The organism is Streptococcus sp. HMSC064D12 (assembly GCF_001837205.1).
Taxonomy (GTDB): Bacteria; Bacillota; Bacilli; order Lactobacillales; family Streptococcaceae; genus Streptococcus; species Streptococcus salivarius_D.
This window is the reverse complement of the sequence record NZ_KV831751.1, coordinates 102427-129313: the sequence shown is the minus strand read 5'-3', so window position 1 is coordinate 129313 and position 26887 is coordinate 102427. Positions and strand designations below refer to the sequence as shown.

Here is a 26887-nt window from a genome sequence, read left to right as displayed (position 1 = left end):
TATGAGAGTTACAGGTATTATTGCTGAGTTCAATCCTTTTCATAACGGCCACAAGTATCTCCTAGATCATGCCGAAGGCGTAAAAATCGTTGCTATGTCTGGGAACTTTGTTCAGCGAGGCGAGCCAGCTATTGTGGATAAGTGGACTAGAGCTCAGATGGCTTTGGAAAATGGGGTTGACCTCGTGGTTGAGTTGCCTTTCTTGACGGCAGTTCAGTCTGCCGATTATTTTGCGGCTGGAGCCGTCGATATCTTGTCCCGACTGGGAATTGATAGCCTTACTTTTGGCACGGAAGAAGTCCTAGACTACCAGGCGATAGCAGATGTTTATGCTGAAAAATCCGAGGAAATGGAAGCCTTTGTGGAAAGTTTGCCTAGTGATTTGTCTTATCCACAGAAGACGCAAAAAATGTGGGAAAAGTTTGCTAGTGTGGACTTTACTGGCAATACCCCCAACCATATTCTAGGATTAGCCTATGCCAAAGCTTGTGCTGGTAAGGGCATTAAGTTGACTCCTATCCAGAGACAGGGGGCTGGCTATCATTCCTCAGACAAGGAAGTATCTTTCGCCTCAGCGACCAGTCTACGTCTCCACAAGCAAGATAGTGATTTTGTGGATAAGTTCATGCCCAATAGCAAACTTTTTCAAACTTCTCCACAGGTCACTTGGGATAATTATTTCCAATTGTTGGTTTATCAGATTCTTACAAATCCTGATTTGACCAGTGTTTTCCAGGTAAATGAAGAGATTGCCAGTCGTTTAAAAGCTGCTATCCGTGAGGTTTCTTCTGTGGAGGAACTAGTGGATAAGGTGGCGACCAAACGCTATACAAAAGCACGGGTACGTCGTATTTTGACCTATATCCTAGTTGGAGCTGTGGAAAATCCTTTACCTGAATCTATTCATGTGCTTGGATTTTCTCAAAAAGGGCAGGCTCATCTCAAATCTGTGAAAAAGTCTGTGGATATAGTGGCTCGGATTGGAAGGGAGCCTTGGGATATGCTTACACAACAAGCGGATAATGTTTATCAGTTAGGTAATCCCGAGCTTTCCGAACAAAACTTCGGACGCATACCAATTAGAGTAAAATAGTTTTATAGAAGGTCTACCCTTGGTAGGCTTTTTTGCTTCTTTTTCGAATAAATGTAATAGAAAGGATAAAATTGTACAAGTTCCTGACAAGTTTATTCTTTTGGTATATAATAAAAGAAAAGAGGAAAATGAGGTATGCTAATGGAAGCAGTCGTCTATTCAACATTTCGAAATCATTTAAAGGATTATATGAAGAAGGTTAATGATGAATTTGAACCTCTAGCTGTAGTCAATAAAAATCCTGATGAAGATATTGTAGTGGTCTCAAAGAGTGAATGGGATAGCATTCAAGAAACATTGCGTATTGTTCAAAATAAAGAACTATCAGACAAGGTTTTAAGAGGAATGGCTCAGGTACGTGCTGGAGAGACTCAAGAACATGCAATAAAGGAGTAGAAAATGTTACTCACTTTTACTGAAGATGCATGGACAGATTATTGTTATTGGCAAAATCAGGATAGGAGGACCCTCAAGCGAATCAATAAGCTGATTAAAGATATTCAGCGGAATCCTTTTTCAGGTATTGGTAAGCCAGAACCCTTAAAGTATGACTTTCAAGGAGCTTGGTCTCGACGAATTGATGCTGAAAATCGTTTGATTTATATGATTGATGGTAAGAGCGTCGCTTTTCTATCTTTTAAAGATTATTATTAGGTCTACCCTTGGTAGGCTTTTTTACTTTTCGGAAAATATTCTCAAAAAGGTCAAAAAAATCAGACAAAACTATTGACCTTTACTGACCAATAGTGTATGATAGTTACATAAGGGTTTATCTTCCTTATAAGTCTTGCAGTGCTAGCCTAAATACTTGTGAATAAAGTTATTGTGGTTTGGCTGCAAAAAAATTTATGAAAAAGGTCAAAAAAAAGTCAAAAAAAACTATTGACCAATCCTGACCAATATTGTACAATAGAAACATAAGGAAATGAAATCCTTATTAAGGTTATGTAAATAGCCCATGTACCAATAAAAAAGTATTGCAGCTAGTCTGCAAAAATTTTCATCTGAAAGGTCAGTAAAAGTCAAAACTAAATTCTTGACCTGATCAAATGAAAGGTATATGATAAAACTATAAGGAAAAAGGATTCCTTAATGTACAAGTTTCTTTCGTCGAAACTCTTCATAGTTTTGAAAGAGGCTTGGAAGTTAGCTATATTGAGAGATTCACAGAAAGAAGGTGGCTCTTATGCTAAATGACAATTTATTTAAGACTGAGAAAGTTCTCAGTCTCCTACCAAGAGCAAAACCTGAAATTATTAGAAGAGTAGTTGAAGCTACTAAAATTTTTTAGGGTTTTGGTCAGTAAAAGTCAAAACTTACACATTAACATAAAAATAACACTTAAAAAATTTCACAAGAAAACACAAAACGAGGTAATTATATGAACAACAACTTTAACAATATGGATGATCTTTTCAATCAATTGATGGGTAACATGGGTGGTTACCGTTCAGAAAACCGTCGCTACATGATTAACGGTCGTGAAGTGACACCTGAAGAATTTGCTATCTACCGTCAAACAGGTCAATTACCTGGTAATGAAGGTGAAGCAGTGAATCCAACTCAACAACAAGGTAAAGGACCTAAACAAGATGGTATCCTTGCTAAACTTGGTCGTAACTTGACTGAAGAAGCTCGCGAAGGTAAATTGGATCCTGTTATTGGACGTAACAAAGAAATCCAAGAAGCTTGCGAAATCTTGGCTCGTCGTACTAAGAATAACCCAGTCCTTGTCGGGGACGCTGGGGTTGGTAAAACAGCCGTAGTTGAAGGTTTGGCTCAAGCTATCGTTAATGGTGATGTCCCAGCTGCTATCAAGAACAAAGAAATCATCTCAATCGATATTTCTGGACTTGAAGCTGGTACGCAATACCGTGGTAGCTTTGAAGAAAACATTCAAAACTTGGTAAATGAAGTCAAAGAAGCTGGAAATATTATCCTCTTCTTCGATGAAATCCACCAAATTCTTGGTGCCGGAAGCACTGGCGATGGCCAAGGCTCTAAAGGTCTTGCTGATATCTTGAAACCTGCTCTTTCACGTGGTGAATTGACAGTGATTGGTGCAACAACTCAGGATGAATACCGTAACACTATCTTGAAGAACGCTGCTCTTGCGCGTCGTTTCAACGAAGTTAAGGTTAATGCTCCTTCTGCTGAAGATACCTTCAAGATTCTCCAAGGTATCCGTGATCTTTATGAAAAACACCATAATGTTATCTTGCCAGATGATGTCTTGAAAGCAGCAGTAGATTTCTCTGTCCAATACATTCCACAACGTAGCTTGCCAGATAAGGCTATCGACCTTGTCGATGTAACAGCTGCTCACTTGGCTGCTCAACACCCAGTGACTGATGTGAATGCTGTTGAACATGAAATCGAAGAAGAAAAAGCTAAACAAGAAGCTGCAGCTGCCAAAGAAGACTACGAAGCAGCTTTAAACGCTAAGGTTCGTATTGAAGAACTTGAAAAGAAAATTGCTAACCATACAGAAGACCTTAAAGTCACTGCAACTGTCAACGATGTGGCTGAATCTGTAGAACGTATGACTGGTATTCCAGTGTCACAAATGGGTGCAACTGATATCGAACGTTTGAAAGATATGGGTCACCGTTTGCAAACTAAGGTTATCGGTCAAGATAAAGCCGTTGAAGCAGTGGCACGTGCCATCCGTCGTAACCGTGCAGGATTTGACGAAGGTAACCGTCCAATCGGTAGCTTCCTCTTTGTAGGACCTACTGGTGTTGGTAAAACTGAGTTGGCTAAACAATTGGCTCTTGATATGTTCGGAACTAAAGATGCTATCATCCGTTTGGACATGTCAGAATACAGCGACCGCACAGCCGTTTCTAAATTGATTGGTACAACAGCTGGTTATGTTGGTTATGATGACAATAGTAATACTTTGACAGAACGTGTTCGCCGTAATCCTTACTCAATCGTCCTTCTCGACGAAATTGAAAAGGCTGACCCTCAAGTTATCACACTTCTCCTCCAAGTTTTGGATGATGGTCGTTTGACTGATGGTCAAGGTAACACTGTAAACTTCAAGAATACTGTGATTATCGCAACTTCAAACGCAGGATTTGGCTATGAAGCTAACTTGACAGAAGATGCTGATAAACCAGAACTTATGGATCGTTTGAAACCTTACTTCCGTCCAGAATTCCTTAACCGTTTCAATGCTGTTATCGAATTCTCACACTTGAGCAAAGAAGATCTTTCTAAGATTGTAGACCTTATGTTGGTTGAAGTTAACAAGACTCTTTCTAAGAAAGACATTGACTTGGCAGTTAGCGAAGCTGCTAAAGAATACATGACTGAAGAAGGCTACGATGAAGTCATGGGTGTTCGTCCACTCCGTCGTGTGGTTGAACAACAAATCCGTGACAAAGTCACAGACTTCCACTTGGATAACCTTGATGCTAAACACCTAGAAGCTGATATGGAAGATGGTGTCTTGGTTATCAAAGAAAAAGATGCTAAATAAAACGCATAAAACCTCCTAATCCTATTTATGAAGCAGAGATGTTAGACGTCTCTGCTTTTTTTTATAAATTTTTTAGACTTTCCTTGGGTGCTAGGGACGGAAGCGACTTCCTACCGGAATTCCATAACTTTTAGCACAGCGGAAAGTCTTGCTTTGTGTATAGCTGTGACTTTTATATTTATTCTTAAATATAAAATGAGATAAAATTGTTCAAATTATGATAATATGATAAATAGTTAAAAATATATTCTATTTTCAAGAAAGCGTTGACAACGCATTCATATCGCTATATAATTTTTGTGTAAAATTAAATTTTAGTTAGTGATTTCTTGGGTTTAATATTACAATCTTTTGTTATTTGATAAGGAGAAATAATGTTAAAAGTAGTTTTATGGATTTTGGCTATTCTACTTCTTGTAGGAATAGCAATGTTGAACCCCCTAATTGCAGCTGGTATTGTGATTGCAGGATTGTTAATCCAGTTGTTTTTGAAGAAATGAGTTAATAGGAAAAAAGTATGAAAAAGATAATATATGGTATTTTAGCGATTTTATTAGTGATTGTCGTAGGATTCATTTTTCTTAGCGTATATAAAGGGAGTGAGTCATCTGGTAATCAAAAACCAAAGACAGAAATCATAGTAAATGTAAAATCTTTGGAAAAGGTCAGTGAGTTAGTTTTACTCAATGCATCTATTCAAAAAGTTAAGTCAATAGAAAATAATACAAAGTTATTTGGTAGTAACTTTGTAATACCTGGTTCAGAAAAGAAAGCACTCATTATTCTAAATTATACGGCAAAATTCGGTATTAAGAATGATGTAACCATTAAAGATAATGGTAATCATAATTATCAAGTTACATTACCCAAATTTGAAGTTATTGGTGTTGAATTAGATAAAGACAAACCTTATACACTCTACGATACTAGTGGAGGGATTCTTAGTTATTCGACTAAAGACATAGATACTGGTGAGGCTGTTGCAGAAGGTTTTTCAAATAAGGAACAACAAGGTTTTATAAAGGACAATAAAAAATTATTAAAGGAGTCAGCCGAGAAGTACTACTCTACAATGATTAAATCTTTGGACCACGAGGCAAAAGTGACAATTGAAACTCAAAAATAAAGGTGAGGAAAAGATATGTTAAAGTAAATTTTTTATGTTAGCGTTTATGTATTTGCGGTTTTTGGATTTATATTTACATTGTTAATATTTTTTTGGCTATTAGAGATTCTTCGAATGAAAATTCTACTAATGGCAATAATACGTCAAAAGTAGGACCAAGTATTATGGGTTCGAAAAAAACAGTAGCAAAAACGGAAGAACTATATAGTGATAAAAATATTAAAATAACAAGAACTGGTGGAAATATTATTATTGATAACTTAACGGATAAAGAAATTAATATTAAATCAACTTTTGTAATTAACAATAGTATTGAAGCAACACCATTTAGTTCGTCAAAATCTAGTATCGATCCGAAAGGAAAGCAGTCAGTATCTATATCAGAATTTGTTGCAGTTAATCCAGGACAGAAAGTTGAGGAATCAGACGAAAAAGCAAAAGATGCAAACTATTATAAGCATAAAATGAAGAGCGGTGAAAATATTGGGTGGACTGCTAATATACAGAATGGTAACTATGATACAATGAATTCATTTAGTATAAATTTTAATTACTAATTGTGAGGAGATGCAGAATGGATTTATTGGATAAACTGTTAAGTAATAAGATTGTTAATACAAATGGTTGCACACGTTCAGATACTGGTACCAAAGTCTATTCCTATTTAAGGACACATCCTAAAAATCAAGGCTTAACGAAATCAGCAACACGTTCTATTATTAATGCTTTAAAAAAGAAATAGTAATTATATGAAAATAGGTTTAGTAGTGTTCTCTTTAATCTGATTAGTGGTGCCTTTTATTATTGAATGGAACTTTCTGTTGTGAAAAAAGGAACATTGAGTGACTATTACACAATCCATAAACTTTTTATAAGTTTTCATCATTGATAAAAAAGGTAAGTAGCACAAACTACTTACCTTTATTCTTTATCATCACCTTGATACTTTTGCAAGCGTTCTTGGATGATGTTGAGTCGGGGTTCGAGGTCTTTTTTGAAGACGCGTGTTTTATAGTTGAGGTCTTGTTTGATGTCAGCGAGAACAAGGTTTTGTTCCTTGATGATGTCGAGGTTGCGTTTGATATTGTCCAGATCGTGAGAGATATTTTCTCGTGATTGGTTGAGGTCTAGGATTTCCTCTTTGATGTCTTCACGTCGTTTATAGGCGTAGTAGGCACCGTAGGCAAGAGTTCCAAGAGCTAGAAAGCGTCCGATTTTCATTCTGTTACCTCTTTAGCGATGCTGTCAGCAAGGCTAGCCAGGGCAGCGAAGTCTGGTTCGTGTTCGTCAAATCCCATGTGGATACCATCGTCTGCACCGTAACGAGGAACGAGATGAATATGAGCATGGAAGACGGTTTGTCCAGCAACTTCTTCGTTGTTATTAAGGATATTCATGCCGATTGCTGCAGTTGCTTTTTGCACGGCACGAGCAATTTTTGGAACACGACTAAAGACAGTCTCAGCAGTCTCAGCAGACATTTCTAAGATGTTACGAACGTGCTCTTTAGGAATAACCAAGGTATGTCCTTTTGTAGCTTGTGAAATATCGAGGAAGGCTAGAACCTTGTCGTCCTCGTAGACTTTTGATGAAGGGATTTCTCCAGATATAATTTTACAGAAAATACAATTATCCATAATAACGACCTTTCCATGAGTTTTTGTTATAATAGATTATATCATACCAAAGAGAGAAAAGATAATGCTTAAATTAGAAAAGGTGACGGGTGGTTACGCTAATATTCCCGTCCTAAAAGATGTGACTTTTGAGGTGGCTGATGGTGAATTGGTTGGTCTCATTGGTCTTAATGGTGCTGGGAAATCAACAACAATTAACGAGATTATTGGTCTCTTAACACCTTATGGGGGACAGATTGCCATTGATGGGTTAACTATTCAACAAGATCCAGCTAGCTATCGTCAGAAGATTGGCTATATTCCTGAAACGCCAAGTCTCTATGAAGAGTTGACGCTTCGTGAACATTTGGAAACGGTGTTGATGGCCTATGGTCTTGATGTGACTGAGGGGATGGCACGTGCGGACAAGTACCTCAAACTCTTTCGATTAGATGAAAAATTGGACTGGTTCCCGACTCAGTTTTCAAAGGGAATGAAGCAGAAGGTCATGATTATCTGTGCCGTTATTGTGAACCCAAGTCTTTTCATTGTTGATGAACCCTTCTTGGGCTTGGACCCCTTGGCAATCTCCGACTTAATTGAGCTTTTGGCTGAGGAAAAAGCGAATGGTAAGGCGATTCTCATGTCGACTCACGTTTTGGATTCGGCTGAAAAAATGTGTGACCGTTTTGTCATCTTGCATCACGGTCAAGTCTTGGCACAGGGGACCCTTGAAGAGCTCCGTCAGAAATTTGGTGACAGTAGTGCCAGTCTTAACGATATTTACATGCAGTTAACTAAGGGAGAATTGTCATGATAGCTAAGCTATTTAAGGAGCGTAGCAAGCGATTCAATGCCCGCTGTGCAAAGTATAGTCGCTACGTTTTTAATGATCATTTTATCTTGGTTCTTCTCTTTCTGCTAGGCTTTGTCTTGGTCCAGTATAGCCAGTTGCTTCGACATTTTCCAAAGAATCCGTGGGCAATCATTCTTGGTTTGCTTGTGCTTTGTCTTTTATTACCTTTCTGGGGGAATATTGCGACTTATATAGAGCCGGCTGATAAGCATTACCTTTTGGTGAAGGAAGAAGAAGTGCTAGACCATGTTAAGAAGGCAACAGGGCGTGCTTTTAGATTTTGGGTAATCGTACAAAGCCTGATTTTTATTTTGGTTATTCCTCTCTTTTTAGCCTTGGGACTTCCAGTTTGGGGAGTTATCCTTGTAGCTGTGGCTATGGCTATTCTTAAGTACTTCATTTTTCAGAAAAAGGCTCAACCTTTTTATAAGCAGTCTGGCCTGAATTGGACTGAGGCTATTGCAGCGGAAAATAAGCGTCAACAATCGATTCTGAAGTTCTTTTCACTCTTTACCAATGTTAAGGGAATTACGTCGAGTGTTAAACGCCGTGCCTATTTGGATGGTATTCTCAAACGTACAAAGAAAGACAAGGAACATACCTGGTACAATCTTTACCTAAGGGCCTTCTTGCGTTCTGGAGATTACTTTGCCCTTAGCCTACGACTTTTTGCTTTAACGCTTCTAGTTATCTTTTTGGTTCCTGAAAAATGGTTGGCTATGGTGCTTGTGGTTGTTTTTGACTACCTCTTGCTCTTTCAGCTCACGGCACTTAAATCGCACTTTGCTTATCAGAGAATGGCTAACCTTATGCCAGTTGGAAAAGACATGCAGGTAAGCAATCTTAAGCGCTTGATTAGCCAGATTGTACTTGTACTGACTTTGGTACAGGCTATTTGTCTCTTCGACCTTAAGTTTAGTCTGATTTTGGTTGGAATGATGCTAGTTCTGAGCCTTGTTTACCTACCAGCCAAGCTTAAGAAGATGATTGACTAACACCTATTAAATAAGTTAAAATAGAAACGAATGACTAAAGAAAAAGGAGATGCCTAGGTGACATCAACAGATAAAGATTTGAGCCTGACTCCTCTCAAAGGAAATAGTGGTAAGGCCTATATGGGAACTTACCCAAACGGAGATCGCGTCTTTGTGAAGATGAATACAACACCAATCTTGGCAGCTCTTGCCAAGGAACAGATTGCACCGCAGCTCTTGTGGGCTAAGCGTCTGGGAAATGGTGACATGATGAGTGCACAGGAGTGGCTTGATGGTCGTATTTTGACCAAACATGACATGAACAGTAAACAGATTATCCAAATTCTTGGTAATTTGCACCGCTCTAAACACTTGGTTAATCAACTCTTGCAGTTGGATTATCATATTGAAAATCCTTTTGATCTTCTACACGAGTGGGAGGAAAACGCTGCTTACCAATTGCGTGAGAATGGCTTCCTTCAAGACGTTGTTAGAGATTTGAAACGTCATCTTCCAGAGTTTCGTGCGGAGATTGCAACAATTGTTCATGGAGATGCTCGTCATAGTAACTTTGTCATCACAACCTCAGGATTGATTTATTTGGTTGATTGGGATTCTGTACGTCTAACAGATCGTATGTATGATGTGGCGCAGATCCTCAGCCATTATATCCCATTGGCACATTGGCCACAGTGGTTGTCATACTATGGCTATAAGAACAACGACCTCGTGATGGACAAGATTTACTGGTATGGGCAGTTTTCATATTTGACACAGATTTCAAAATTCTTTGATAGCCGTGATATGGAACATGCCAACCGAGAGATTTATGAACTTCGTAAATTCAGAGAGACCTTGCACAGATATTAGAAAGTAGACATGCGAGTTAGAAAACGTAAAGGTGCAGAGGAACACCTAGCTAACCATCCTCAGTACGTTATCCTTGAGCCGGAGGCTGCTAAAGGTAAGTGGCATGAGCTTTTTGGTAATGACAATCCTATCCATATCGAGGTAGGATCTGGTAAAGGGGCCTTCATTACTGGAATGGCCCAACAAAACCCTGACATCAACTACATTGGTATTGATATTCAGCTGTCTGTATTGAGCTACGCCTTGGATAAGGTTTTGGCTTCGGGTGCTGAAAATGTCAAACTCTTGCGCGTGGATGGTTCAGCCTTGACCAATTATTTTGAAGATGGCGAAGTGGATATGATGTATCTGAATTTCTCAGATCCATGGCCTAAGAGCCGCCACGAGAAACGTCGTTTGACTTATAAGACTTTCCTAGATACTTATAAGCAAATTTTGCCTGAAAATGGAGAGATTCACTTTAAGACAGACAATCGTGGACTTTTCGAATACAGTTTGGCGAGCTTTTCACAGTATGGAATGGTTCTCAACAAAGTTTGGTTGGACCTTCATGCCAGTGATTATGAAGGCAACGTCATGACTGAATACGAGCGTAAGTTCTCGGAAAAAGGGCAGGTCATCTACCGAGTAGAGGCTCAGTTTAAAGATTAACTCTTGAAAACTTGATAAAAAATAACGATTAGCCATTAATAGACTAATCGTTTGTTGTGGAGAGGTCGCATAGAGGCCGAGTGCGCACGCTTGGAAAGCGTGTAGTCCTTAACGGGGCTCGGGGGTTCGAATCCCCTCCTCTCCTTTGAGAAATAGACAAAAGGTCCCTTCTATGACAGAAGGGACCTTTTTGTTGTCGTTAATTGAAAAATCTTCCTAGTCCCAAGGGCTCTGGATACCTGCTACCCAACCAGTACAGAGGGCGCTAGTGATATTAAAACCGCCGGTATGGGCATTGATGTCAAGGACCTCTCCTGCAAAGTGTAGGTGAGGGACTTTTTTACTTTCTAGGGTCTTGGGATTAATTTCCTTAAGGTCAACGCCACCTTTAGTCACAAAGGATTTGGCAAGTGACATTTTACCTGTGATTGGAATTTCCATGTCCTTAAGCTGACTGATAATATTTTCCAAGTCTTTGGGGTGCAGTTGTTTAACCTTGCTATCAGCCTTATCTTCTGCTAGGAATTCAGCAACACGCTCAGGCACAAGCGCTTTGAGGGTGTTTTTGACAGATTTCTCACGGTTTTCCTCAAAGTAAGTCTTGAGATTTTCTTGGCTTTGGTTGGGAAGAAAGTCCAGATGAGCGATCTCACCACCCTTAACAAAGCTAGAAAGACGTAGGGCGGCTGGTCCAGATAGGCCAAAATGGGTGAAGAGAAGGTCGTGAGTAATCTTGTGTTTGCCATAGGACAGAGTGACATCGTCAAGAGAAATTCCCTGCAAAGCCTTGTGGGGAAAGTCGGTTAGGAGTGGACTTTCCGCAGCTTCAAGATCAGTGACATGGAGTTTAAAATGGCGGGCAATATCATGTCCAAAACCAGTTGAACCAGTCGATGGGTAAGATTTTCCTCCAGTTGTGACGATGAGCTTATCACTGGTAAAAGTCTGGTCTGAAGACTTAACTTGGAATTGCTCATCAACCTTTTTGACAGAGACAACTTCTGTATTGGTAAGGATACTAGCACCCAGTTCCTGAATTTTATTTTCTAGAGCTTGGATGATGGTCCGTGATTTATCTGTCTTAGGGAAGACACGTCCGTGATCCTCAACCTTGAGTTTGACACCATTGTCCTCGAAAAAAGCAATGATATCGTGGTTATCAAATTGTGAAAAGACGCTATAGAGGAAACGTCCATTACCAGGAATGCCTGCTAGAAGATCGTCTAAAGTCCCGTTGTTAGTAACATTACAACGTCCACCGCCAGTACCAGCCAGCTTCTTTCCGAGACGTTTGTTTTTTTCAATTAGGAGGGTTTGTTGGCCATAGAAGGCTGAGGCGATGGTCGCCATCATGCCAGCAGGTCCCCCACCAATAACGATAGTATCAAAATGTTTCATGCCTTTATTTTAGCATAATTTAAAAAGGGAGAATAGTTGGTAAATGGTCAGTTTTTTTAGACAATTTATGTTAGAATAGGAGTAGAAGTCTAAATTAGAATAGTTATTAACTATGGAGGAAAATATCGTGTCTGAAAATAACATGAAACACCGTTCATCTGTCTACGATAGCATGGTTAAATCACCTAACCGTGCCATGCTTCGTGCGACTGGGATGACGGATGATAGTTTTGAAAAGCCTATTGTTGGGGTTATCTCAACTTGGGCTGAGAACACACCATGTAATATCCACTTGCACGGTTTTGGTCAAATTGCCAAAGAAGGTGTTAAAGACGCGGGTGCTTGGCCAGTTCAATTTGGTACGATTACCGTTGCTGATGGTATTGCTATGGGGACACCAGGGATGCGTTTCTCATTGACATCTCGTGATATCATTGCTGACTCAATCGAAGCAGCTATGGGTGGTCACAACGTCGATGCCTTTGTTGCTATCGGTGGATGTGATAAGAACATGCCTGGTTCTATGATTGCCATTGCTAACATGGATATTCCAGCGATTTTTGCCTATGGTGGTACCATTGCACCAGGTAATCTTAACGGTAAGGATATCGACTTGGTTTCTGTTTTCGAAGGTATCGGTAAATGGAACCACGGTGATATGACTGCCGAAGAGGTTAAAGAGCTTGAATGTAATGCCTGCCCTGGCCCCGGTGGTTGTGGTGGTATGTATACTGCCAATACAATGGCGACAGCAATCGAAGTAATGGGGATGAGTCTTCCAGGATCATCATCTCACCCTGCAGAATCAGCTGAGAAAAAAGCAGATATCGAAGAAGCAGGTCGTGCGGTTGTTAAGATGCTTGAACTAGGTCTTAAGCCATCAGACATCTTGACACGTGAAGCCTTTGAAGATGCCATCACTGTCACAATGGCACTTGGTGGTTCAACAAATGCGACACTTCACTTGCTCGCTATTGCTCACGCCGCTAACGTTGATTTGACACTTGAAGATTTCAACGATTTCCAAGAGCGTGTGCCTCACTTGGCTGACTTGAAACCTTCAGGTCAATATGTCTTCCAAGACCTTTACAACGTCGGTGGTGTGCCAGCCGTTATGAAATACCTTCTTAAGAATGGTTTCCTTCACGGTGATCGTATCACATGTACTGGTAAGACCGTTGCAGAAAACTTGGAGGCCTTCGATGATTTGACACCAGGTCAAAAAGTCATCATGCCGCTTGAAAATCCTAAACGTGCTGATGGTCCATTGATTATCTTGAAAGGTAACTTGGCTCCAGAAGGTGCGGTTGCCAAAGTATCAGGGGTTAAAGTTCGTAACATCACTGGTCCTGCTAAAGTATTTGACTCAGAAGAAGATGCCATCGAAGCCGTTCTTTCTGATGAAATCGTTGATGGCGACGTAGTTGTTGTACGTTTTGTAGGTCCTAAGGGTGGTCCTGGTATGCCAGAAATGTTGTCATTATCATCAATGATCGTTGGTAAGGGTCAAGGGGACAAAGTTGCCCTCTTGACAGACGGACGTTTCTCAGGTGGTACTTACGGACTCGTTGTTGGTCACATTGCTCCTGAAGCTCAGGTTGGTGGACCTATTGCTTACCTCCGTACAGGTGATATGGTTACAGTTGACCAAGATACTAAAGAAATTACTATGCACGTTTCAGACGAAGAGTTGGCGAAACGTAAAGCTGAGACTGAGTTGCCACCACTTTATAGCCGTGGTGTCCTCGGTAAGTATGCTCACATCGTTTCTTCAGCATCTCGTGGTGCCGTTACCGACTTCTGGAACATGGATAAATCAGGTAAAGCCTAATTACATGATATAAAATAAAATCACACCGGACATTTGTTCGATGTGATTTTTTGGTGTTAAATCCTGAGACAGTTGATGGCAGCATCATGAAAAAGTGATCGTCTATCTGCTGTTAGCCTCAAAAAAACCGGTTGGAAATGTCCAATCGGTTTTCCTTTTATTTTCCGCTTCGAGGTGAGATACCAAGGGCAATGCGTCCATAACGACTGATACGTGTCATCTTCCAGACTGGTGAATAAGTGGTTTCCACCTTGACAGAGTTAATGCCGTCAATGGATTTTAGCTTTTCAGCGATTTCATAAGGCATAGTCTCTTCACAGCCACAACCAGTATCAGTAAAGGTCATAAGGAAGTAGCAGTGGCCATTTTCATCGACGGTGATTTCATAAATCAAACCAAGGTTGTAAATGTCTAGCTCAATCTCAGGGTCGAATACAGTGGTCATTTGTTCAACGATTGGCTCTAAGAAGGGCTGGGCCAAATAATTGACCTTAATATCATCACGGAAGTTTTTCATAGGACTCATTCTTTCTATTTTGCTTTTGTTTATTATGGCATAATTTAGGGCTTTTTTCAATCTCGGATGGCAATATGAGACTTTAGTGAGCGAGTGGATTGACAATAAAAAAACTCCAACAGTCAAACCGTTGAAGATAATGTGATTTATGCTTCAATATCAAGCAGTTTTGCAACCAAGGTTGCTCGAATGCCACCCATAATTGGAGCAAGAATGAAAATCCCAAACCTTGTGGAATTGTTCTCACCATTCCTAGATACAACAGATCTGATACCGACCAAACCCAATTTGGAAGTACCGATTGTTTTAGTCAAAGACTTTCCTTCTATATACATTTATACCCACACATAGTTTACCAAAAGCTTAGCTTCCTATCAAGTAAATTGTTTGAAGAGTGAAAGGAAAAAGGGACTTAAAAAGAGCCCTTCAGATATCCAGAATAACTAGTCAAATTGACAGAAAGGAGTGATTGTGATATTCTCATAGTGAGACATTTCAAGAGAAAATGAGGCTATTATGAGTATTGAAAAGACAGTCAGCGAGATTGCTGAAATCCTTGGCGTTAGTCGTCAAGCAGTCAATAATCGTGTCAAACAACTTCCAGAAGAAGATTTAGAAAAAAACGCTAAAGGGGTTACTGTCGTTAAACGCAGTGGCTTGATTAAGTTGGAGGAAATCTACAAGAAAACCATCTTTGACGATGAGCCAATCGATGAAGAAACAAAGCAACGTGAGTTGTTAGAGATTCTTGTAGACGAGAAAAACTCTGAGATTGCCCGTCTTTATGCTCAGTTGAAGGCTAAGGATGAGCAGTTGTCTAACATGGATGATCAATTGCGTGTCAAAGACGTTCAAATCGCTGAAAAGGACAAGCAAATTGATCAACAGCAACAATTGACTTTGACTGCTATGAAAGACAAGGAAGAGCTTAAACTGGAACTCGATGAGGCTAAGGTTGAGGTTGACGAAGCCAAGGCCCAAGTGGAAGAAATCCAGACCAAACAAGAAGAAGCTTCTAAAAAAGGTTTCTTTGGACGTCTATTTGGAAAATAAAAAAGAAGCTGGGACTCAGTCTCAGCTTTAACTATTATAGGAGATAAAATGGAAAATTTAGAAACTTATATTGCCTTTGATTTGGAGTTCAACACAGTGGATGGGGTTAGCCATATTATCCAAGTATCGGCCGTTAAGATGGACCAGCACAAGGAAGTGGGCCAGTTTGATTCTTTCGTCTATTCGGATGTTCCTTTGCAGTCCTTTATCAATGGTTTGACGGGAATTACAGCGGACAAGATTGCCAAGGCACCAATGCTAGAGTCCGTTCTGACGGACTTTAAATCATTTGTTGGTGACACTCCACTTATCGGCTACAATGCCCTTAAGTCAGACTTGCCTATTTTGTCGGAAAATGGTTTGGACTTGGAAGAGCAATATGCTTTAGATGTTTTTGATGAGGCTTTTGACCGTCGTGCTTCGGATTTAAATGGTATTGTCAACCTCAAGCTAACCAGTGTGGCGGATTTCTTTGGAATTAAGGGACATGGTCATAACAGTTTGGAGGATGCTCGGATGACTGCTCAGATTTACGAGAAGTTTCTCGAATTAGATGAGAATGCCAAGCTTCTGGAGCAACAGGAAGAAGTCAGTAACAATCCTTTTGCGGCTTTAGGTTTGGGCGGCCTTTTCGACTAAAGCTTTACAAGAGTTGTAAAGAGTGATAGCCAACTTTTTCTGTAAGAAAAGAAAATCCTCTAGGGTTAGGGCTTGCATATTACCTTGCGTTATAAGGTAGAATCTAGGTATCAAAGGTGGTGAAAGACCTCCTTTGATAGAAAATCTTAAAAGGAGGTGACTGAGATGTCGCAGTTTTCAACAGGAGAGTTGGCTAAAGCAGCAGAAGTGTCTGTTAGGACTGTCCAGTACTATGATCAACGAGGGATCTTGACGCCATCTGAAGTCACAGAGGGTGGTCGGAGAATCTATCACGAATCAGACTTGGAACGCCTACAAGTCATTTGTTTCTTAAGAGATTTGGATTTCTCAATTAATCAAATCAAGAAACTCTTGCAAGAGGAGAATAGGGAACAGGTTTTAGAGCTTTTATTGACAGACCAAATTGAAAGCTTGGAAAAGTCTTCAGAGGAAATAGAGGTCAAACTAAAACGTGCCCGTCACTTGCAAAAAGCAACTGCTAAACGACATCAACTTTCGCTGGAAGATTTATCAGACATTTCACGTCTTATGGAAAATCAAAAATCATGGCGTCATTTGCAGTTGAGAATGTATGGGAGTGTCATTCTAACCTCCCTTCTTTATCTGATGGGCCTACTGGTTGTCATTTATTATTTTAAGGATCCCAGAGGTTTGTTTGTTGTCTGTCCGACATTTTTAATAGCCATAAATCTATTGGTATATCATTATAGAAAGCAGGTTGAATACCTCTGTCCTAATTGTCATAGGATCTTTGATCCAAGTTTTAAAGAATTTGCCATTGCTGGACATACACCAAGGACTCGTAAGCTGACTTGTCCTCATTGTCATGTGAAAACCTACTGTCTGGAGTTGGCTAAGACTAAAACAAAATAGGTTATCGAACATAAAAAACGCTTGAGAATTACTTCTCAGGCGTTTTTAGCTTATTCAACTGAGCTTAGGGCTTCAAGCATATTAAGTTTGGCAAGACGTTTGTTGATGACGAAGCCAAGGATAATAAGGATTATGCCGATAAGGACAGCTGGTAAAAGGTAGGTAGCCAATCCGAGAGATGGATCAAACATGATACGATCTGGAGGAATGATGCTTACCATATAATGGTGAAGTGCCTGTCCAAGACCGAACCCTACGAAGATACCGATGATTGAAAGGTAAATGGTTTCACGATAGATGTAGAGGGATACTTCGTTATTGTAGAAACCAAGAACCTTAACGGTTGAAAGCTCGTGGATACGTTCTGAAACGTTGATGTTAGTGAGGTTATGGAGAACAACCACAGCAAGGAGAATGGAAACCGTAATCAAGATACCAATAACTTGTGTCAATGAATTGACCATAGTGCTGATTTGCAGTTTAAGGTTGTTGTTTTGAACAACGCCATAAACATTAGGTAAGTTGATGAATTTGGCTGCCATATTTTCAACATTTTGCTTAGTTGGTTCAGCGAGAGTAATAAGGTTGGCATTATTCACTGAAGGTGTCCCAAAAGCTTTTTGGTAGTAGCTAGCATTCATAAAGAGGAAATGCCCCATGTACATTTCAGTGATACCAGCTATCTTAATCTTGACAGACTCATCCTGACTGTTTTGCACAGTAATGGTATCTCCAACCTTGAGGTTTAGGAGTTTTGCCATTTTTTCAGAGATAATAGCTCCGTCATTAGATAGCTTGAGAGTCTTATTACGGTCTCGGTCATGCAAGCTAACGTAACTATCAACGAGTTTATCGTCACGGTCATTAAAGACAAGGGTTGAGATTTCCTGAGCGTCCTTGTTGCTACCGGCAATTTTTTGCAAGGTTTCAAAATGGACATTCAAGTATTCTTTAACGTCTTTACTATCGAGGAGTTTGGTGAGTTCCTCATCCAAAGCACTTGACGTATTTGGTTGCTTGGCAACAATCATATCATAGTGAATGATGTCTTCAAACTGTTGCTGGTTAAGGTTAGATACAGAAGATCGAATGCCTAAACCTGCGAAGAGCAGTGCAATAGAACCTGCGACACCAAAGAGGGTCATAAACATCCGTTGCTTATAGCGGAAAATATTACGCATGGTAACTTTTTCCGTAAAGCTGAGACGTTTCCAAAGAGGTGTGATGCGTTCTAGGACAATCTTAGCTCCTGCACGAGGTGGTTTTGGAAGGAGGAGTTGGGAAGGTTTTTCCCAGAGCTCTTTCTTGGCAACCGCAAAGGCAGGTAGCACAGCAGATAAGAGACCTAAAAGGAAGGCCACAAGGGTAAGTCCTAGGTAGAAGTGCAACTCGAAAGCAGGAAGCTGCAAATCGCTCTTATAAGTATTGTGGATTAGAATCGGAAGTAGTGTATGACCGGTAATAACACCTGCGGTTGTACCAGTAATACTCGTTATCAAACCATAAATGACGAATTTATGGATAATTCTCGGACTACTGTAGCCCAGGGCGTTGAAAATACCAGCCTTACCACGTTCTTCTTCAACAAAGCGTCCCATAGTTACAAAGGTAACCAAAGCTGCCATAAAGTAGAGAGCGACAGGGAAGATGTTACTCACATCGTGAATGATGTTAATATTACTTTCATAAGCAACATATCCCTCAGAACCCGGAATCTCACGACGAGAGTAGAATTGATAGCTAGGCGCTGGTAAATTATCAACCATTGCTTGACTTTCTTCGAGTTCTTTTTGCTTGGCTTCAATTTTGGTAGTAGCTTCTTTGACGCTAGCGGCTTCGGCTGGGTTGCTTGTAGCCATTTGCTGGGTCTGTGCGAGTGCTGTTTCAAGCTCTTGTTTAGCTTGAGTAATTTGAGCTTGAGACTGTGACTTGATTTCAGCGAGGCGTTTCTCAGGTTCGTCTTTAAAGAGTTCCTTGAGTTCAGCCTTTCGTTCAGAAATCTTATTTGCGTATTTCTCACTAAAAGGACTAACATTTTCCAAATCCTTGTAGCGGATGCGGGCAATCATGTAATCATTAGAGGTGAAGTCCGTCTCTGGAACAATGGCGTAGCCATCCAGTTTCCCCGTACCAGCACTGGCATTACCAAGGCGGTTCCTAGAGAGAAGTTCAGAGGAATTAACAAAACCAGTAATGGTATATGTTTGTTCCTTTAATTGTTTTTGCCCTGAGCTATCTACTGGCTCAGAAAAGTTAATCTTATCTCCGACGCTATATTCTTCTTTATAAGTTGAGGAAAGAGCGATTTCCCCGTCCTTAGTAGGAAGTTTCCCCTCAATAAGGTCGTAAGTAGAGATTTTCTTAGGTTTAGAGAAAATACGAAATGCCGTATTCGTCCCCTTGATAACAGCATCTTTGAAATAACCATACTCGATGTCTACATTCTTTTTCTTAATCGAATTGAGAAGGTCCTGATCGGTTTGGTTGATACTGTAAGTACTGATTAAGCTCAAGTCAGCGGTTTGATGCGTCTTGAAGAAGTGTTCCCCAGTTTTTTTCATATTAGGAGAAGTTACTTTAAGACCAATCAAGGCAAAGGATCCCAGTGCCATAAGCAAGGCAATAGAGAGCATACGCCCTTTAGAAGCTACAAAGGTTCGCCAAACATCTTTCCAATAAGTTGTTTTTTTCATGACGGTGCTCCTTTCTAGTATTCCAAGTCCTCGATTTTTTGTGGATTAGGATTAAGTTCCACACTCTTAATCTTGGCATCGTGCATTCGAATGACACGATCGGCAATTGGAGCTAGAGAAGCATTATGGGTCACGATAATAACAGTTGTTTCCTGTTTGCGAGCCATTTCTTGAAGGAGGGTCAGGATTTGTTTCCCTGTTTGATAATCCAGAGCCCCTGTTGGTTCATCACAAAGAAGGATCTTTGGATTTTTGGCAACGGCGCGTGCAATGGCAACACGCTGTTGCTCCCCACCAGATAGTTGTGATGGGAAGTTGTCTAAGCGGTCTCCCAAACCGACTTCGACGAGTGTTTGAGTAGCATCTTTAGCGCTTGGAACGATTTCGGATGCTAGTTCGACGTTTTCCCTGGCCGTAAGGTTTGAAACTAAGTTGTAAAATTGGAACACAAAGCCAACGTCCTCACGACGATAGGTTGTCAGTTCTTTAGCTGTGTATTCAGAGATATCCTTACCATCAATAATGACGCGGCCTTCGTCATTGGTGTCCATACCACCCAAGATGTTAAGAACGGTTGATTTCCCTGCACCAGAGGCACCGAGAATGACGACAAGCTCCCCTTTTTCAATATCAAAGCTTACGTCGTTGTTTGCGATAATTTCCAGATCACCGGTTTTATAGCGTTTATAGCTATGCTTCATTTGAATATAAGCCATGAATTTCCCTTTCATATGAAAATAATGATGCTGATAATTACCTATCTTTCCGTACTCTATTGTAACGGATTTTCCTTGGAATATCTAGGTTTTGTAGCAAAAAAAGGTTTAAAAGACGATAAGACTTTCTTACATGTGACAGAAATTTGAGCGAAGTGCTTACACATGAGAAAAACCTATTCTAGATGAGCTTTGAGTGAGGTGGAGATTTGGTGGAATAGTTATAAAGTTAGGCTATTTTTAGTCTTTTACTGAGTAGATTTGCTATTTTTTCAAATTTCCATAATTATTGAAGAGTTTAGGTCGGTAAATGTTTCACCATAGGGGGTGTCAGAGGGAATCTGCCTTTGCGTCAGAGTTGATGATGAGTAAAGAGTTTTTCATAGTTTCGAGCATGGATATATCCAGAAGATGGATATTTTTTTTGCATTTGGAAGATACATTTTCTATATGGGTTAATTTATTCATGGGGAAATAGCGGCCTTTTCGTAATCATTTTTTGTGTGTTAGTTATTTTTAAAGAAGTTGTAAATACCTTAAAATTAGATATCTAAATGAGAGGTGCGCATTTTTAGAATGAGTTGTTTATTGGGAGGTGTTTTATAAATACTTTTGTTGTATTACTTAAAAACGATTACTTATATTCATCTTTGGTGTCCTTAATCCTTATTACATAAGCTTTTATGTCAAATATAAGTACCCTAACAATCATTAAAGCTCCTTAGTTGTTCCACAAAAAGGGGAACAAATTTGGACATATTTCAATGAGTTTAGCAGGCAAGAAATCAGTACCTTTCTAGGTGCTTTTTTGTAGATATTTTACCCTATAATTATGGATTCCAGTAATATATATTGAATCAACTTTTTCATTACAGCTACAATGTTTTTATTGTTAAGTTCCTAAATAATTCATTAACAAAAAAAGCACCTCACGGTGCTTTCCCATCTGAGTGCGACGTACTTAACATACGCTTAATTGCTTTAATCACAGTTCAGATGTTTGAACAGTGTACATATACCTGTAATTGTATTATACGCAATACCTATTACTTTTTCAAGCAAAAACTACGGTAAATATAAAAAAATATGATTAGGTATCCGCCTTAGTTTACTCTTCTGTTTCTCATAAGAGTTCCATATTCTATTAGCTAAGATATCTGCAGCCTGTATTAAGTAATCATTTTCAGATACACATGATTTAGTATGAACCATAAATTTTCCCTCTAAAATTGGAGGGTAATATGTTCCATAATTGAAATTAGTGATACCATACTTCAATTCTTCTAAGATACCATCTCCCAGTCCGTATAAACCATTAGTAGCAAAACCTTGCTGGTCAATGTTCACAAACAGTTCAATATCATCATTCTTACTAATTATTTCTTGCTCTATTAATTTTTTAAATAAGTTTTTTACTACTCTTTTGAGAGCATAGTCCTTAAAGCGCTGACGTGATTTTTTATCCATCATTATACTTGATTGAATACTTGATAATTCCACTGTCACAGAAAAGCTAATTTCACCTTTGAGAACCTTAAAAAGAGCATCTTTATGCTTCCTCTCAATTTTTGAAGCTTTTAGTTCCCCCTCAATACCTTTAGACTGTTTTATTTTAGTATTAAGGGAACGATAGCGTTTTTTAGCAGATATCTTATCTTCATCAGAAATAAAACAAAAACCTGCATAAACAAAATAATTATGGTTGGAGTGAAATACTCCTGAATCATCTATAAAAATTGAAATTTTTTTCAATTACTTGTCCTCGTCTTTTATCTATAAAGCTAATTATATCACAGCAATCCACCAAAATATAATCTAAAAAACATGATTTGTTTTATTTTCTATAGCTTGTAACTTTTTGTTTCTCATCCTATTTATCTTTTCTATTATCCTCAAACTCTCTAATCTTTCATAAATTAGCATGTAAAAAACAGTACACTAGTAAAGGTACTGTTTTCTTTAGATATTGATAGGATTACCAAAATTCATTTGCAAAGTTGTTATAACGGTAGCTACAAAATTTTCAGATATATAGTTATGATTCATAAAAAAGAGATATAACAACTATTGTTTCACTGCAATACCGTTCCACAAAAATCACATTCTTTTGTTTGACCAATAATCTCATTAGTAGCACCACAGTTAGGACAGAGCACGCGCCTTGCATCTTGTAAAATTACTTCTCCAATTAATGGTGAAGTAATTAGACGTCTAGAGTGATTGATGTATGTCTTCTCCAAAATTCCTCGGTTAATAAGAAATTCAATATCTGAAACTACAGTCTCATATGGATAACCAAGTGATGCCGAAATAGCATCCAATGAACCATTTTTACTATCAGCAATACAAGCAAAATAATTCGGTAAACGTTTATACATTGGCATTCTTGTAAGTTCAATAATTATCAATACCAATCCAACTACAGTAAATACTATACTTATAAGAATAGTAATCCAATTAAATGCTATAGCTAAAACACTTAGTCCCCAAAATATAATCAAACCACCAATAATTGCGAATATGCCTTTTAGATTTCTCGATTCATATTTTTTTTGAACTTTTAAGAGCATATCTGCCTTTTCTTTAGAAAAAAGATTAAATCCAAGAGACTGCCCCAAGTCTTTCATATTACCTGTTACTTCTGTTACTTTATTTTTCAAATCATCTAGCATTTTTATCCTCCTTGTAGATTTTGTCCACAGTTTGAACAGAATTTCATTCCCAGTTCAACTTTTTGCTGACATTGAGGACATGATAAATCTTGTTTTTGCCCACATTCTAGGCAAAATTTAGCTTCAATTTGTAAAGGTGTATGACATCTAATACAATTCTTAGTCGTTTGATTATCTACCTGAGAATTGAGAGTTTGAGAAAGGCTTGCAAAGTTATTTACCATATTTCCACCAAGACCTACACCCATTGCCATTCCTAAGCCTGCACCCATAATAGAACTTGCATCTGAACCTGTGTTTTTAGCAGCACCCTCCAATGTATCAAATGAGCGTTCTTGATGATAATCATATCCTAAAAGATTCATCTCGGCACGTTTTGAAAGCGCTGATTTTAATTGCTTAACTCCTTCATCAATCTCTGGAACACTGATATCATTAATATAGAAACTGATTAAACTAATACCGTAGTCCTCCAAGAAAGGATGAAGGTCAGCCTTTAGGAAGTTTGACAAATCATTCAAATGAGCATTTATTTCCAAAATACCAACATTTTTCTTTACAAGATATGAGGCAATAGTATCCTTTACTTTAGTAACATAAACTCCTCTAAAAAAATTAGTAACATTCGTAGCATTGAATACCGACAACGTTCCAACAAATTTTCTTAAAAACTTTTCTGAATCTGTGATTCTAATACCAAAAATACCATTAGCTCTGACTGGAGCAAAGATACCAAATTTAGGGTCTTGTAGTTGAATAGGTGAAGGAGTACCCCACTTAATATCTAGGCTATAAGCCTTATTAACATACCAAACCTCTGCCTTAAATGGTGACTCTCCACCAAAAGGAAGATTGATAATATTATTAAGAATTGGAATGTTTGCTGTTGTCAGTCTATACCTTCCTGCTTTAAAAATGTCTGCAAATTGTCCATCTTTCACTAAGATAGCTTCTTGAGACTCATTCACAATCAGTTGTGTAAAGGTACTAAGCTCATCACTTGGAAATTTCCAAGCAAATACATTTGGACCACCATTGTATTTTACAACATCAATTAAAGCCAAATTAAAATTCCTCCAAAATTAATTTATACAACCATACACTAAAAACCTTTTATATAAGCCATATTATGCTATTCTATCAAAATATAAAAGTTCTCAACAATAGCATAATCTTGTATTGTCTAATAATTCGATTTATATGACAGAAATATTATAGCACAAAAGTTCTATAAATAGAATATTATGTAAAAAAGTTCCTATTCTAACTCCACTGATATTATAATTAACTAAAGGATAAAAGTAAGATGAATAAAGCAATCTATATTTGTTTATGATAATTATAACTTGAACAGAAACTATCATAAGAAAATTTATCGTAGATGTAATACTATCTATTAAATGCATGGTATAGTTAGAGAACTACAATTCCTTGTAGCTGTATCAAATCATCTCAAAGCAAAATTTTTTAGAAGTATTCAATAATGAAATAACAACCCTACCTATCAAATAAGTAGAGCTGTTTATATTTTGAACCATTGCACAACCTGTAGTTTATTATTTTCATAAATTCTACTGCTTAGACATGAGAGCTACATAAAGGTACAGATAAAATATATTGTTTTTAGTTTTGAAAACTCATTTAGCATTACTAAATTTTATCTTAAAACTAGTTTCACTTGTATCATCTTGCTTTTTCTTACTCTTATTTTGAATTTTATTATCTTTATTTATATTAGCCACGTCATTGCTATGCAAGTTACATGACTTTTCAGAGTTAGTGTTAGAACTTGAACACTCAGTTTCTGCAAGGAGGTTATGATAGATACTTGGATGATACCTTCTACCATCAATACTATTCTGCTCTCTGAAATCAACCACATAATAAACCAGTTCATTATTTAATTTCCTAATAAAGCGAGACTTCTCAAGTAAATCTAAGATATCCTCCCCCAAGCTCAAAAGTCTGAGATGAGGGAAGGCCTCTGTGATACCATCATCATCAGTATGTTGTAACATATGGAAGTACAAAACCTGTGCTTCTATTGGTAAAGTTAAAAAACGTTGTGAAGCTGTGATTGTTTTGCTCATCATTCTCCTATTTCCCATAATACCCTCCCAAAAATTGTAAAATATCAGTTTTTTTGTAGTAAATCTTTCGACTATCAACTATAGGTGGCTTGTATCTTTTTAAACCTGCTTTTTCCCATTCTGTTAAAGTTTTACGTCCTATTTGCAACTCTTCTTGTACTTGTTTAGGTGACATTAATCCCAATGTACTTTTGTGAGTTTCATAGTTATCTAAAAATGTAGAAACCAACTCAAGTATAGTTACTTTGATTTCTATTTCGCTTTCTCTACTTAAAGTAAACATACTACCTCCTTATATTTTTATCTTATAATAGCTTGCCTGCTGTTGTTATAATACGTTATTTGCTATAATCTAATTCTAGAGCTGTCATTACTTATGTCTCACTGAATAAGTAATGACTTTTTTTTGTCCAATTTTCTGAACGATATAGATTGACAACCCTCTTTCTATAAGGTAATTAGGATATTAACTATATAATCCTAAATTTCACCTATTTCTAGAGTAACTTTTATTAATTATTCGATTTTAAACGATTAACTAAATCACTTTTTTCTTTACTAGATAACCGTTTTCTAACTTTTATAGAGGGGTTAAATGCAAATCTCTCCAAATCAGAAAGCTTTGCAACAATAGAGATTACCTTGCCATCCTCCTCCTCCTTTTCAATCCACTCAAAATAATCCTCTTTTTTAAGAAACTTGTTGATATGCTTTCTAACATTAGTTTGAATGCTCCAAGAATTCTCTTGTTCAGAAAATAATATAACTGTTTCTCTCTCTTCTTTAAAATACAATGTAAAACTCCTCCTCTTAATCTACTAACCATTCCATAACAGAATGATAAATCCGTTTTGACGTATCATAGTTACCTTGCTCAATTTTAGCAAGAGTTCTACGGTCAACATTTAGTACACTTGCAAGCTGTGTTTTCGTCAAACATTCAACTGCTCTTTTTTTGCGTACAGTAACTGCCATATTTTCAGAAATTAGCATATAGCTTCACCTCCTCTCTTTGAATCCAGACATTTTATGTCCGAACACGAGAAAAGTATAGTACGTTTTTTGTCCATTGTCAAGATTTTTTTGAACATAAAAGGACTTTTTTTGTCCGTAAAAGACATTTTATGGTATAATATGTACCAAATAGAGAGGTGATTTGATGAATAATCTTAAAAAATTGAGACAAAGCATAGGTTTATCACAAAATGAACTTGCTAAAATCTTTAATGTTTCTGAAAAGACTATACTTAGATGGGAAAAAGGTCTCACAGATATAAAGTCTACAAAAGCTGAACAACTCGCAAAGTATTTTGAAGTATCTGTTCCTTACCTCCTTGGATTTAGTAATTATAAGAATAAATTCGAAGTTGAGATTGATAATGAAAATGGAATTCTTGATAATAAATTTTTAGAAAGAATAATTGAGGTAGTTGGTGAAGAGAGTATCCCAATTATCGAAAAAAATTACATAGAGGATTCAAACTCACCTGAACCTGATTATAGCGAATTAGCTTCATTACGGAATGCTGTGGTTAGCCTTCAGAACACTGATGAGGAAAAACTCTTATTGCATTTCGCTATTCTGTCAGAGAGTGATAAATCATTAGTTCTAGATTTAATTGGTAGATTATCCAATACTAGATAATAAAATCTAGCTATTATATAAACCTTAAACTAGCTTGCCTGCTGATGTTTAGAAAGGTTTATCATG

General features: G+C 38.0%; 31 protein-coding genes and 1 tRNA gene. 18 read left to right on the top strand and 14 right to left on the bottom strand.

All coding sequences use genetic code 11. The features are described from left to right. The first annotated feature begins 1 nt into the window (after position 1). The 8 genes from HMPREF2697_RS06830 (at position 2) to HMPREF2697_RS10520 (ending at position 6448) form a co-directional block, all read left to right on the top strand. The gene (locus tag HMPREF2697_RS06830) at positions 2 to 1093 is read left to right on the top strand and encodes a nucleotidyltransferase (RefSeq protein ID WP_070850085.1); all 1092 of its coding nucleotides are present in this window, start codon (positions 2 to 4) and stop codon (positions 1091 to 1093) included. Between the two features lie 141 nt (positions 1094 to 1234). After that, positions 1235 to 1489: a type II toxin-antitoxin system Phd/YefM family antitoxin gene (locus HMPREF2697_RS06825; protein ID WP_013991075.1), complete on the top strand. Its 255-nt coding sequence runs from the start codon at positions 1235 to 1237 to the stop codon at positions 1487 to 1489. Between the two features lie 3 nt (positions 1490 to 1492). After that, positions 1493 to 1747, top strand: a complete 255-nt coding sequence (locus HMPREF2697_RS06820) for a Txe/YoeB family addiction module toxin (RefSeq protein ID WP_070850083.1) — start codon at positions 1493 to 1495, stop codon at positions 1745 to 1747. Positions 1748 to 2474: 727 nt separating this feature from the next. After that, positions 2475 to 4580 (top strand): AAA family ATPase, encoded by a 2106-nt coding sequence (locus tag HMPREF2697_RS06815; protein ID WP_070850081.1) that lies wholly within the window; start codon positions 2475 to 2477, stop codon positions 4578 to 4580. 374 nt (positions 4581 to 4954) lie between these two features. Continuing rightward, a complete protein-coding gene (locus tag HMPREF2697_RS10685; protein ID WP_002884447.1) occupies positions 4955 to 5080 on the top strand; it encodes a hypothetical protein in 126 nt (41 codons plus the stop codon). A gap of 17 nt (positions 5081 to 5097) precedes the next feature. Then, on the top strand, positions 5098 to 5706 hold the full coding sequence (locus tag HMPREF2697_RS06810) for a DUF4230 domain-containing protein (RefSeq protein WP_002884297.1): 609 nt from the start codon (positions 5098 to 5100) through the stop codon (positions 5704 to 5706). A 92-nt stretch (positions 5707 to 5798) separates the two neighbouring features. Then, on the top strand, positions 5799 to 6263 hold the full coding sequence (locus tag HMPREF2697_RS06805; protein WP_227834281.1) for a hypothetical protein: 465 nt from the start codon (positions 5799 to 5801) through the stop codon (positions 6261 to 6263). A 17-nt stretch (positions 6264 to 6280) separates the two neighbouring features. Next, positions 6281 to 6448, top strand: coding sequence for a hypothetical protein (locus HMPREF2697_RS10520; RefSeq protein ID WP_002884708.1), 168 nt, complete (start codon positions 6281 to 6283; stop codon positions 6446 to 6448). A gap of 179 nt (positions 6449 to 6627) precedes the next feature. Here HMPREF2697_RS10520 and HMPREF2697_RS06800 read toward each other — a convergent pair whose 3' ends face one another. Together HMPREF2697_RS06800 and HMPREF2697_RS06795 are read right to left on the bottom strand one after the other, a co-directional pair. Continuing rightward, entirely contained in the window at positions 6628 to 6927 is a 300-nt protein-coding gene (locus HMPREF2697_RS06800; protein ID WP_045769068.1) for a hypothetical protein, read from the bottom strand. After that, positions 6924 to 7343: an HIT family protein gene (locus tag HMPREF2697_RS06795; RefSeq protein ID WP_045769069.1), complete on the bottom strand. Its 420-nt coding sequence runs from the start codon at positions 7341 to 7343 to the stop codon at positions 6924 to 6926. Before HMPREF2697_RS06795 ends, HMPREF2697_RS06800 begins: the two co-directional genes overlap by 4 nt. A gap of 64 nt (positions 7344 to 7407) precedes the next feature. Here HMPREF2697_RS06795 and HMPREF2697_RS06790 point away from each other — a divergent pair, with 64 nt between their 5' ends. From HMPREF2697_RS06790 to HMPREF2697_RS06770, 5 genes are all read left to right on the top strand, one after another. Beyond that, positions 7408 to 8139, top strand: a complete 732-nt coding sequence (locus HMPREF2697_RS06790) for an ABC transporter ATP-binding protein (protein WP_045769070.1) — start codon at positions 7408 to 7410, stop codon at positions 8137 to 8139. Then, complete coding sequence (locus HMPREF2697_RS06785) at positions 8139 to 9173, top strand: ABC transporter permease (protein ID WP_373878954.1); 1035 nt, start codon at positions 8139 to 8141, stop codon at positions 9171 to 9173. Before HMPREF2697_RS06790 ends, HMPREF2697_RS06785 begins: the two co-directional genes overlap by 1 nt. A 57-nt stretch (positions 9174 to 9230) precedes the next feature. Further along, positions 9231 to 10022: a cell cycle regulator CcrZ gene (gene ccrZ / locus HMPREF2697_RS06780; RefSeq protein WP_002884270.1), complete on the top strand. Its 792-nt coding sequence runs from the start codon at positions 9231 to 9233 to the stop codon at positions 10020 to 10022. 9 nt (positions 10023 to 10031) lie between these two features. Further along, complete coding sequence (gene trmB, locus HMPREF2697_RS06775) at positions 10032 to 10673, top strand: tRNA (guanosine(46)-N7)-methyltransferase TrmB (RefSeq protein ID WP_003096317.1); 642 nt, start codon at positions 10032 to 10034, stop codon at positions 10671 to 10673. A gap of 58 nt (positions 10674 to 10731) precedes the next feature. Next, positions 10732 to 10818: transfer RNA gene (locus tag HMPREF2697_RS06770), tRNA-Ser, on the top strand. Between the two features lie 71 nt (positions 10819 to 10889). Here HMPREF2697_RS06770 and HMPREF2697_RS06765 read toward each other — a convergent pair. Continuing rightward, entirely contained in the window at positions 10890 to 12071 is a 1182-nt protein-coding gene (locus tag HMPREF2697_RS06765) for an aminoacetone oxidase (RefSeq protein ID WP_049528392.1), read from the bottom strand. A gap of 112 nt (positions 12072 to 12183) precedes the next feature. Here HMPREF2697_RS06765 and ilvD point away from each other — a divergent pair, with 112 nt between their 5' ends. Then, positions 12184 to 13902 carry a dihydroxy-acid dehydratase gene (gene ilvD, locus HMPREF2697_RS06760; protein WP_014632703.1) on the top strand — a complete coding sequence of 573 codons (1719 nt, stop codon included), beginning with the start codon at positions 12184 to 12186 and terminating at the stop codon, positions 13900 to 13902. Between the two features lie 157 nt (positions 13903 to 14059). On the opposite strand, the gene HMPREF2697_RS06755 is transcribed toward ilvD, so the two are convergent. Together HMPREF2697_RS06755 and HMPREF2697_RS10515 are read right to left on the bottom strand one after the other, a co-directional pair. Continuing rightward, positions 14060 to 14419 (bottom strand): metal-sulfur cluster assembly factor, encoded by a 360-nt coding sequence (locus HMPREF2697_RS06755; protein ID WP_070850077.1) that lies wholly within the window; start codon positions 14417 to 14419, stop codon positions 14060 to 14062. Between the two features lie 146 nt (positions 14420 to 14565). Further along, entirely contained in the window at positions 14566 to 14733 is a 168-nt protein-coding gene (locus HMPREF2697_RS10515; RefSeq protein WP_153300619.1) for a hypothetical protein, read from the bottom strand. Between the two features lie 202 nt (positions 14734 to 14935). Here HMPREF2697_RS10515 and HMPREF2697_RS06745 point away from each other — a divergent pair, with 202 nt between their 5' ends. The 3 genes from HMPREF2697_RS06745 (at position 14936) to HMPREF2697_RS06735 (ending at position 17005) form a co-directional block, all read left to right on the top strand. Further along, a complete protein-coding gene (locus HMPREF2697_RS06745; RefSeq protein ID WP_002884601.1) occupies positions 14936 to 15472 on the top strand; it encodes a DUF536 domain-containing protein in 537 nt (178 codons plus the stop codon). 48 nt (positions 15473 to 15520) lie between these two features. Then, positions 15521 to 16111, top strand: a complete 591-nt coding sequence (locus tag HMPREF2697_RS06740; RefSeq protein WP_070847145.1) for a 3'-5' exonuclease — start codon at positions 15521 to 15523, stop codon at positions 16109 to 16111. Positions 16112 to 16276: 165 nt separating this feature from the next. Beyond that, the gene (locus HMPREF2697_RS06735; protein WP_045001502.1) at positions 16277 to 17005 is read left to right on the top strand and encodes a MerR family transcriptional regulator; all 729 of its coding nucleotides are present in this window, start codon (positions 16277 to 16279) and stop codon (positions 17003 to 17005) included. Positions 17006 to 17055: 50 nt separating this feature from the next. On the opposite strand, the gene HMPREF2697_RS06730 is transcribed toward HMPREF2697_RS06735, so the two are convergent. The 9 genes from HMPREF2697_RS06730 to HMPREF2697_RS06690 form a co-directional block, all read right to left on the bottom strand. Next, on the bottom strand, positions 17056 to 19698 hold the full coding sequence (locus HMPREF2697_RS06730) for an FtsX-like permease family protein (RefSeq protein ID WP_070850075.1): 2643 nt from the start codon (positions 19696 to 19698) through the stop codon (positions 17056 to 17058). A gap of 14 nt (positions 19699 to 19712) precedes the next feature. Beyond that, a complete protein-coding gene (locus tag HMPREF2697_RS06725; RefSeq protein WP_013991060.1) occupies positions 19713 to 20414 on the bottom strand; it encodes an ABC transporter ATP-binding protein in 702 nt (233 codons plus the stop codon). A 1065-nt stretch (positions 20415 to 21479) separates the two neighbouring features. Further along, the gene (locus HMPREF2697_RS06720) at positions 21480 to 22166 is read right to left on the bottom strand and encodes a DUF3800 domain-containing protein (RefSeq protein WP_070846950.1); all 687 of its coding nucleotides are present in this window, start codon (positions 22164 to 22166) and stop codon (positions 21480 to 21482) included. Between the two features lie 320 nt (positions 22167 to 22486). Continuing rightward, positions 22487 to 23086: a DUF2207 domain-containing protein gene (locus HMPREF2697_RS06715; RefSeq protein ID WP_070846952.1), complete on the bottom strand. Its 600-nt coding sequence runs from the start codon at positions 23084 to 23086 to the stop codon at positions 22487 to 22489. 2 nt (positions 23087 to 23088) lie between these two features. After that, positions 23089 to 24150 carry an SPFH domain-containing protein gene (locus HMPREF2697_RS06710; RefSeq protein WP_070846954.1) on the bottom strand — a complete coding sequence of 354 codons (1062 nt, stop codon included), beginning with the start codon at positions 24148 to 24150 and terminating at the stop codon, positions 23089 to 23091. Between the two features lie 573 nt (positions 24151 to 24723). Beyond that, positions 24724 to 25194 (bottom strand): hypothetical protein, encoded by a 471-nt coding sequence (locus HMPREF2697_RS06705; RefSeq protein ID WP_176745581.1) that lies wholly within the window; start codon positions 25192 to 25194, stop codon positions 24724 to 24726. Then, positions 25184 to 25459: a transcriptional regulator gene (locus HMPREF2697_RS06700; protein ID WP_070846958.1), complete on the bottom strand. Its 276-nt coding sequence runs from the start codon at positions 25457 to 25459 to the stop codon at positions 25184 to 25186. Before HMPREF2697_RS06700 ends, HMPREF2697_RS06705 begins: the two co-directional genes overlap by 11 nt. Positions 25460 to 25688: 229 nt before the next feature. Beyond that, the gene (locus tag HMPREF2697_RS06695) at positions 25689 to 25970 is read right to left on the bottom strand and encodes a hypothetical protein (RefSeq protein WP_070846960.1); all 282 of its coding nucleotides are present in this window, start codon (positions 25968 to 25970) and stop codon (positions 25689 to 25691) included. Positions 25971 to 25986: 16 nt separating this feature from the next. Next, the gene (locus HMPREF2697_RS06690; protein WP_003094720.1) at positions 25987 to 26169 is read right to left on the bottom strand and encodes a hypothetical protein; all 183 of its coding nucleotides are present in this window, start codon (positions 26167 to 26169) and stop codon (positions 25987 to 25989) included. Positions 26170 to 26335: 166 nt separating this feature from the next. Here HMPREF2697_RS06690 and HMPREF2697_RS06685 point away from each other — a divergent pair, with 166 nt between their 5' ends. Continuing rightward, the gene (locus HMPREF2697_RS06685; protein ID WP_003093519.1) at positions 26336 to 26821 is read left to right on the top strand and encodes a helix-turn-helix transcriptional regulator; all 486 of its coding nucleotides are present in this window, start codon (positions 26336 to 26338) and stop codon (positions 26819 to 26821) included. Positions 26822 to 26887: the final 66 nt, after the last annotated feature.

Excerpts from the sequence above, each read along its gene's own strand:
- HMPREF2697_RS06830 (WP_070850085.1), top strand. The coding sequence starts at position 2 with ATGAGAGTTACAGGTATTATTGCTGAGTTCAATCCTTTTCATAACGGC.
- HMPREF2697_RS06825 (WP_013991075.1), top strand. The coding sequence starts at position 1,235 with ATGGAAGCAGTCGTCTATTCAACATTTCGAAATCATTTAAAGGATTAT.
- HMPREF2697_RS06820 (WP_070850083.1), top strand. The coding sequence starts at position 1,493 with ATGTTACTCACTTTTACTGAAGATGCATGGACAGATTATTGTTATTGG.
- HMPREF2697_RS06815 (WP_070850081.1), top strand. The coding sequence starts at position 2,475 with ATGAACAACAACTTTAACAATATGGATGATCTTTTCAATCAATTGATG.
- HMPREF2697_RS10685 (WP_002884447.1), top strand. The coding sequence starts at position 4,955 with ATGTTAAAAGTAGTTTTATGGATTTTGGCTATTCTACTTCTTGTAGGA.
- HMPREF2697_RS06810 (WP_002884297.1), top strand. The coding sequence starts at position 5,098 with ATGAAAAAGATAATATATGGTATTTTAGCGATTTTATTAGTGATTGTC.
- HMPREF2697_RS10520 (WP_002884708.1), top strand. The coding sequence starts at position 6,281 with ATGGATTTATTGGATAAACTGTTAAGTAATAAGATTGTTAATACAAAT.
- HMPREF2697_RS06800 (WP_045769068.1), bottom strand. The coding sequence starts at position 6,927 with ATGAAAATCGGACGCTTTCTAGCTCTTGGAACTCTTGCCTACGGTGCC.
- HMPREF2697_RS06795 (WP_045769069.1), bottom strand. The coding sequence starts at position 7,343 with ATGGATAATTGTATTTTCTGTAAAATTATATCTGGAGAAATCCCTTCA.
- HMPREF2697_RS06790 (WP_045769070.1), top strand. The coding sequence starts at position 7,408 with ATGCTTAAATTAGAAAAGGTGACGGGTGGTTACGCTAATATTCCCGTC.
- trmB (WP_003096317.1), top strand. The coding sequence starts at position 10,032 with ATGCGAGTTAGAAAACGTAAAGGTGCAGAGGAACACCTAGCTAACCAT.
- HMPREF2697_RS06765 (WP_049528392.1), bottom strand. The coding sequence starts at position 12,071 with ATGAAACATTTTGATACTATCGTTATTGGTGGGGGACCTGCTGGCATG.
- ilvD (WP_014632703.1), top strand. The coding sequence starts at position 12,184 with ATGGAGGAAAATATCGTGTCTGAAAATAACATGAAACACCGTTCATCT.
- HMPREF2697_RS06755 (WP_070850077.1), bottom strand. The coding sequence starts at position 14,419 with ATGAAAAACTTCCGTGATGATATTAAGGTCAATTATTTGGCCCAGCCC.
- HMPREF2697_RS06745 (WP_002884601.1), top strand. The coding sequence starts at position 14,936 with ATGAGTATTGAAAAGACAGTCAGCGAGATTGCTGAAATCCTTGGCGTT.
- HMPREF2697_RS06740 (WP_070847145.1), top strand. The coding sequence starts at position 15,521 with ATGGAAAATTTAGAAACTTATATTGCCTTTGATTTGGAGTTCAACACA.
- HMPREF2697_RS06735 (WP_045001502.1), top strand. The coding sequence starts at position 16,277 with ATGTCGCAGTTTTCAACAGGAGAGTTGGCTAAAGCAGCAGAAGTGTCT.
- HMPREF2697_RS06730 (WP_070850075.1), bottom strand. The coding sequence starts at position 19,698 with ATGAAAAAAACAACTTATTGGAAAGATGTTTGGCGAACCTTTGTAGCT.
- HMPREF2697_RS06725 (WP_013991060.1), bottom strand. The coding sequence starts at position 20,414 with ATGGCTTATATTCAAATGAAGCATAGCTATAAACGCTATAAAACCGGT.
- HMPREF2697_RS06715 (WP_070846952.1), bottom strand. The coding sequence starts at position 23,086 with ATGCTAGATGATTTGAAAAATAAAGTAACAGAAGTAACAGGTAATATG.
- HMPREF2697_RS06705 (WP_176745581.1), bottom strand. The coding sequence starts at position 25,194 with ATGGGAAATAGGAGAATGATGAGCAAAACAATCACAGCTTCACAACGT.
- HMPREF2697_RS06700 (WP_070846958.1), bottom strand. The coding sequence starts at position 25,459 with ATGTTTACTTTAAGTAGAGAAAGCGAAATAGAAATCAAAGTAACTATA.
- HMPREF2697_RS06690 (WP_003094720.1), bottom strand. The coding sequence starts at position 26,169 with ATGCTAATTTCTGAAAATATGGCAGTTACTGTACGCAAAAAAAGAGCA.
- HMPREF2697_RS06685 (WP_003093519.1), top strand. The coding sequence starts at position 26,336 with ATGAATAATCTTAAAAAATTGAGACAAAGCATAGGTTTATCACAAAAT.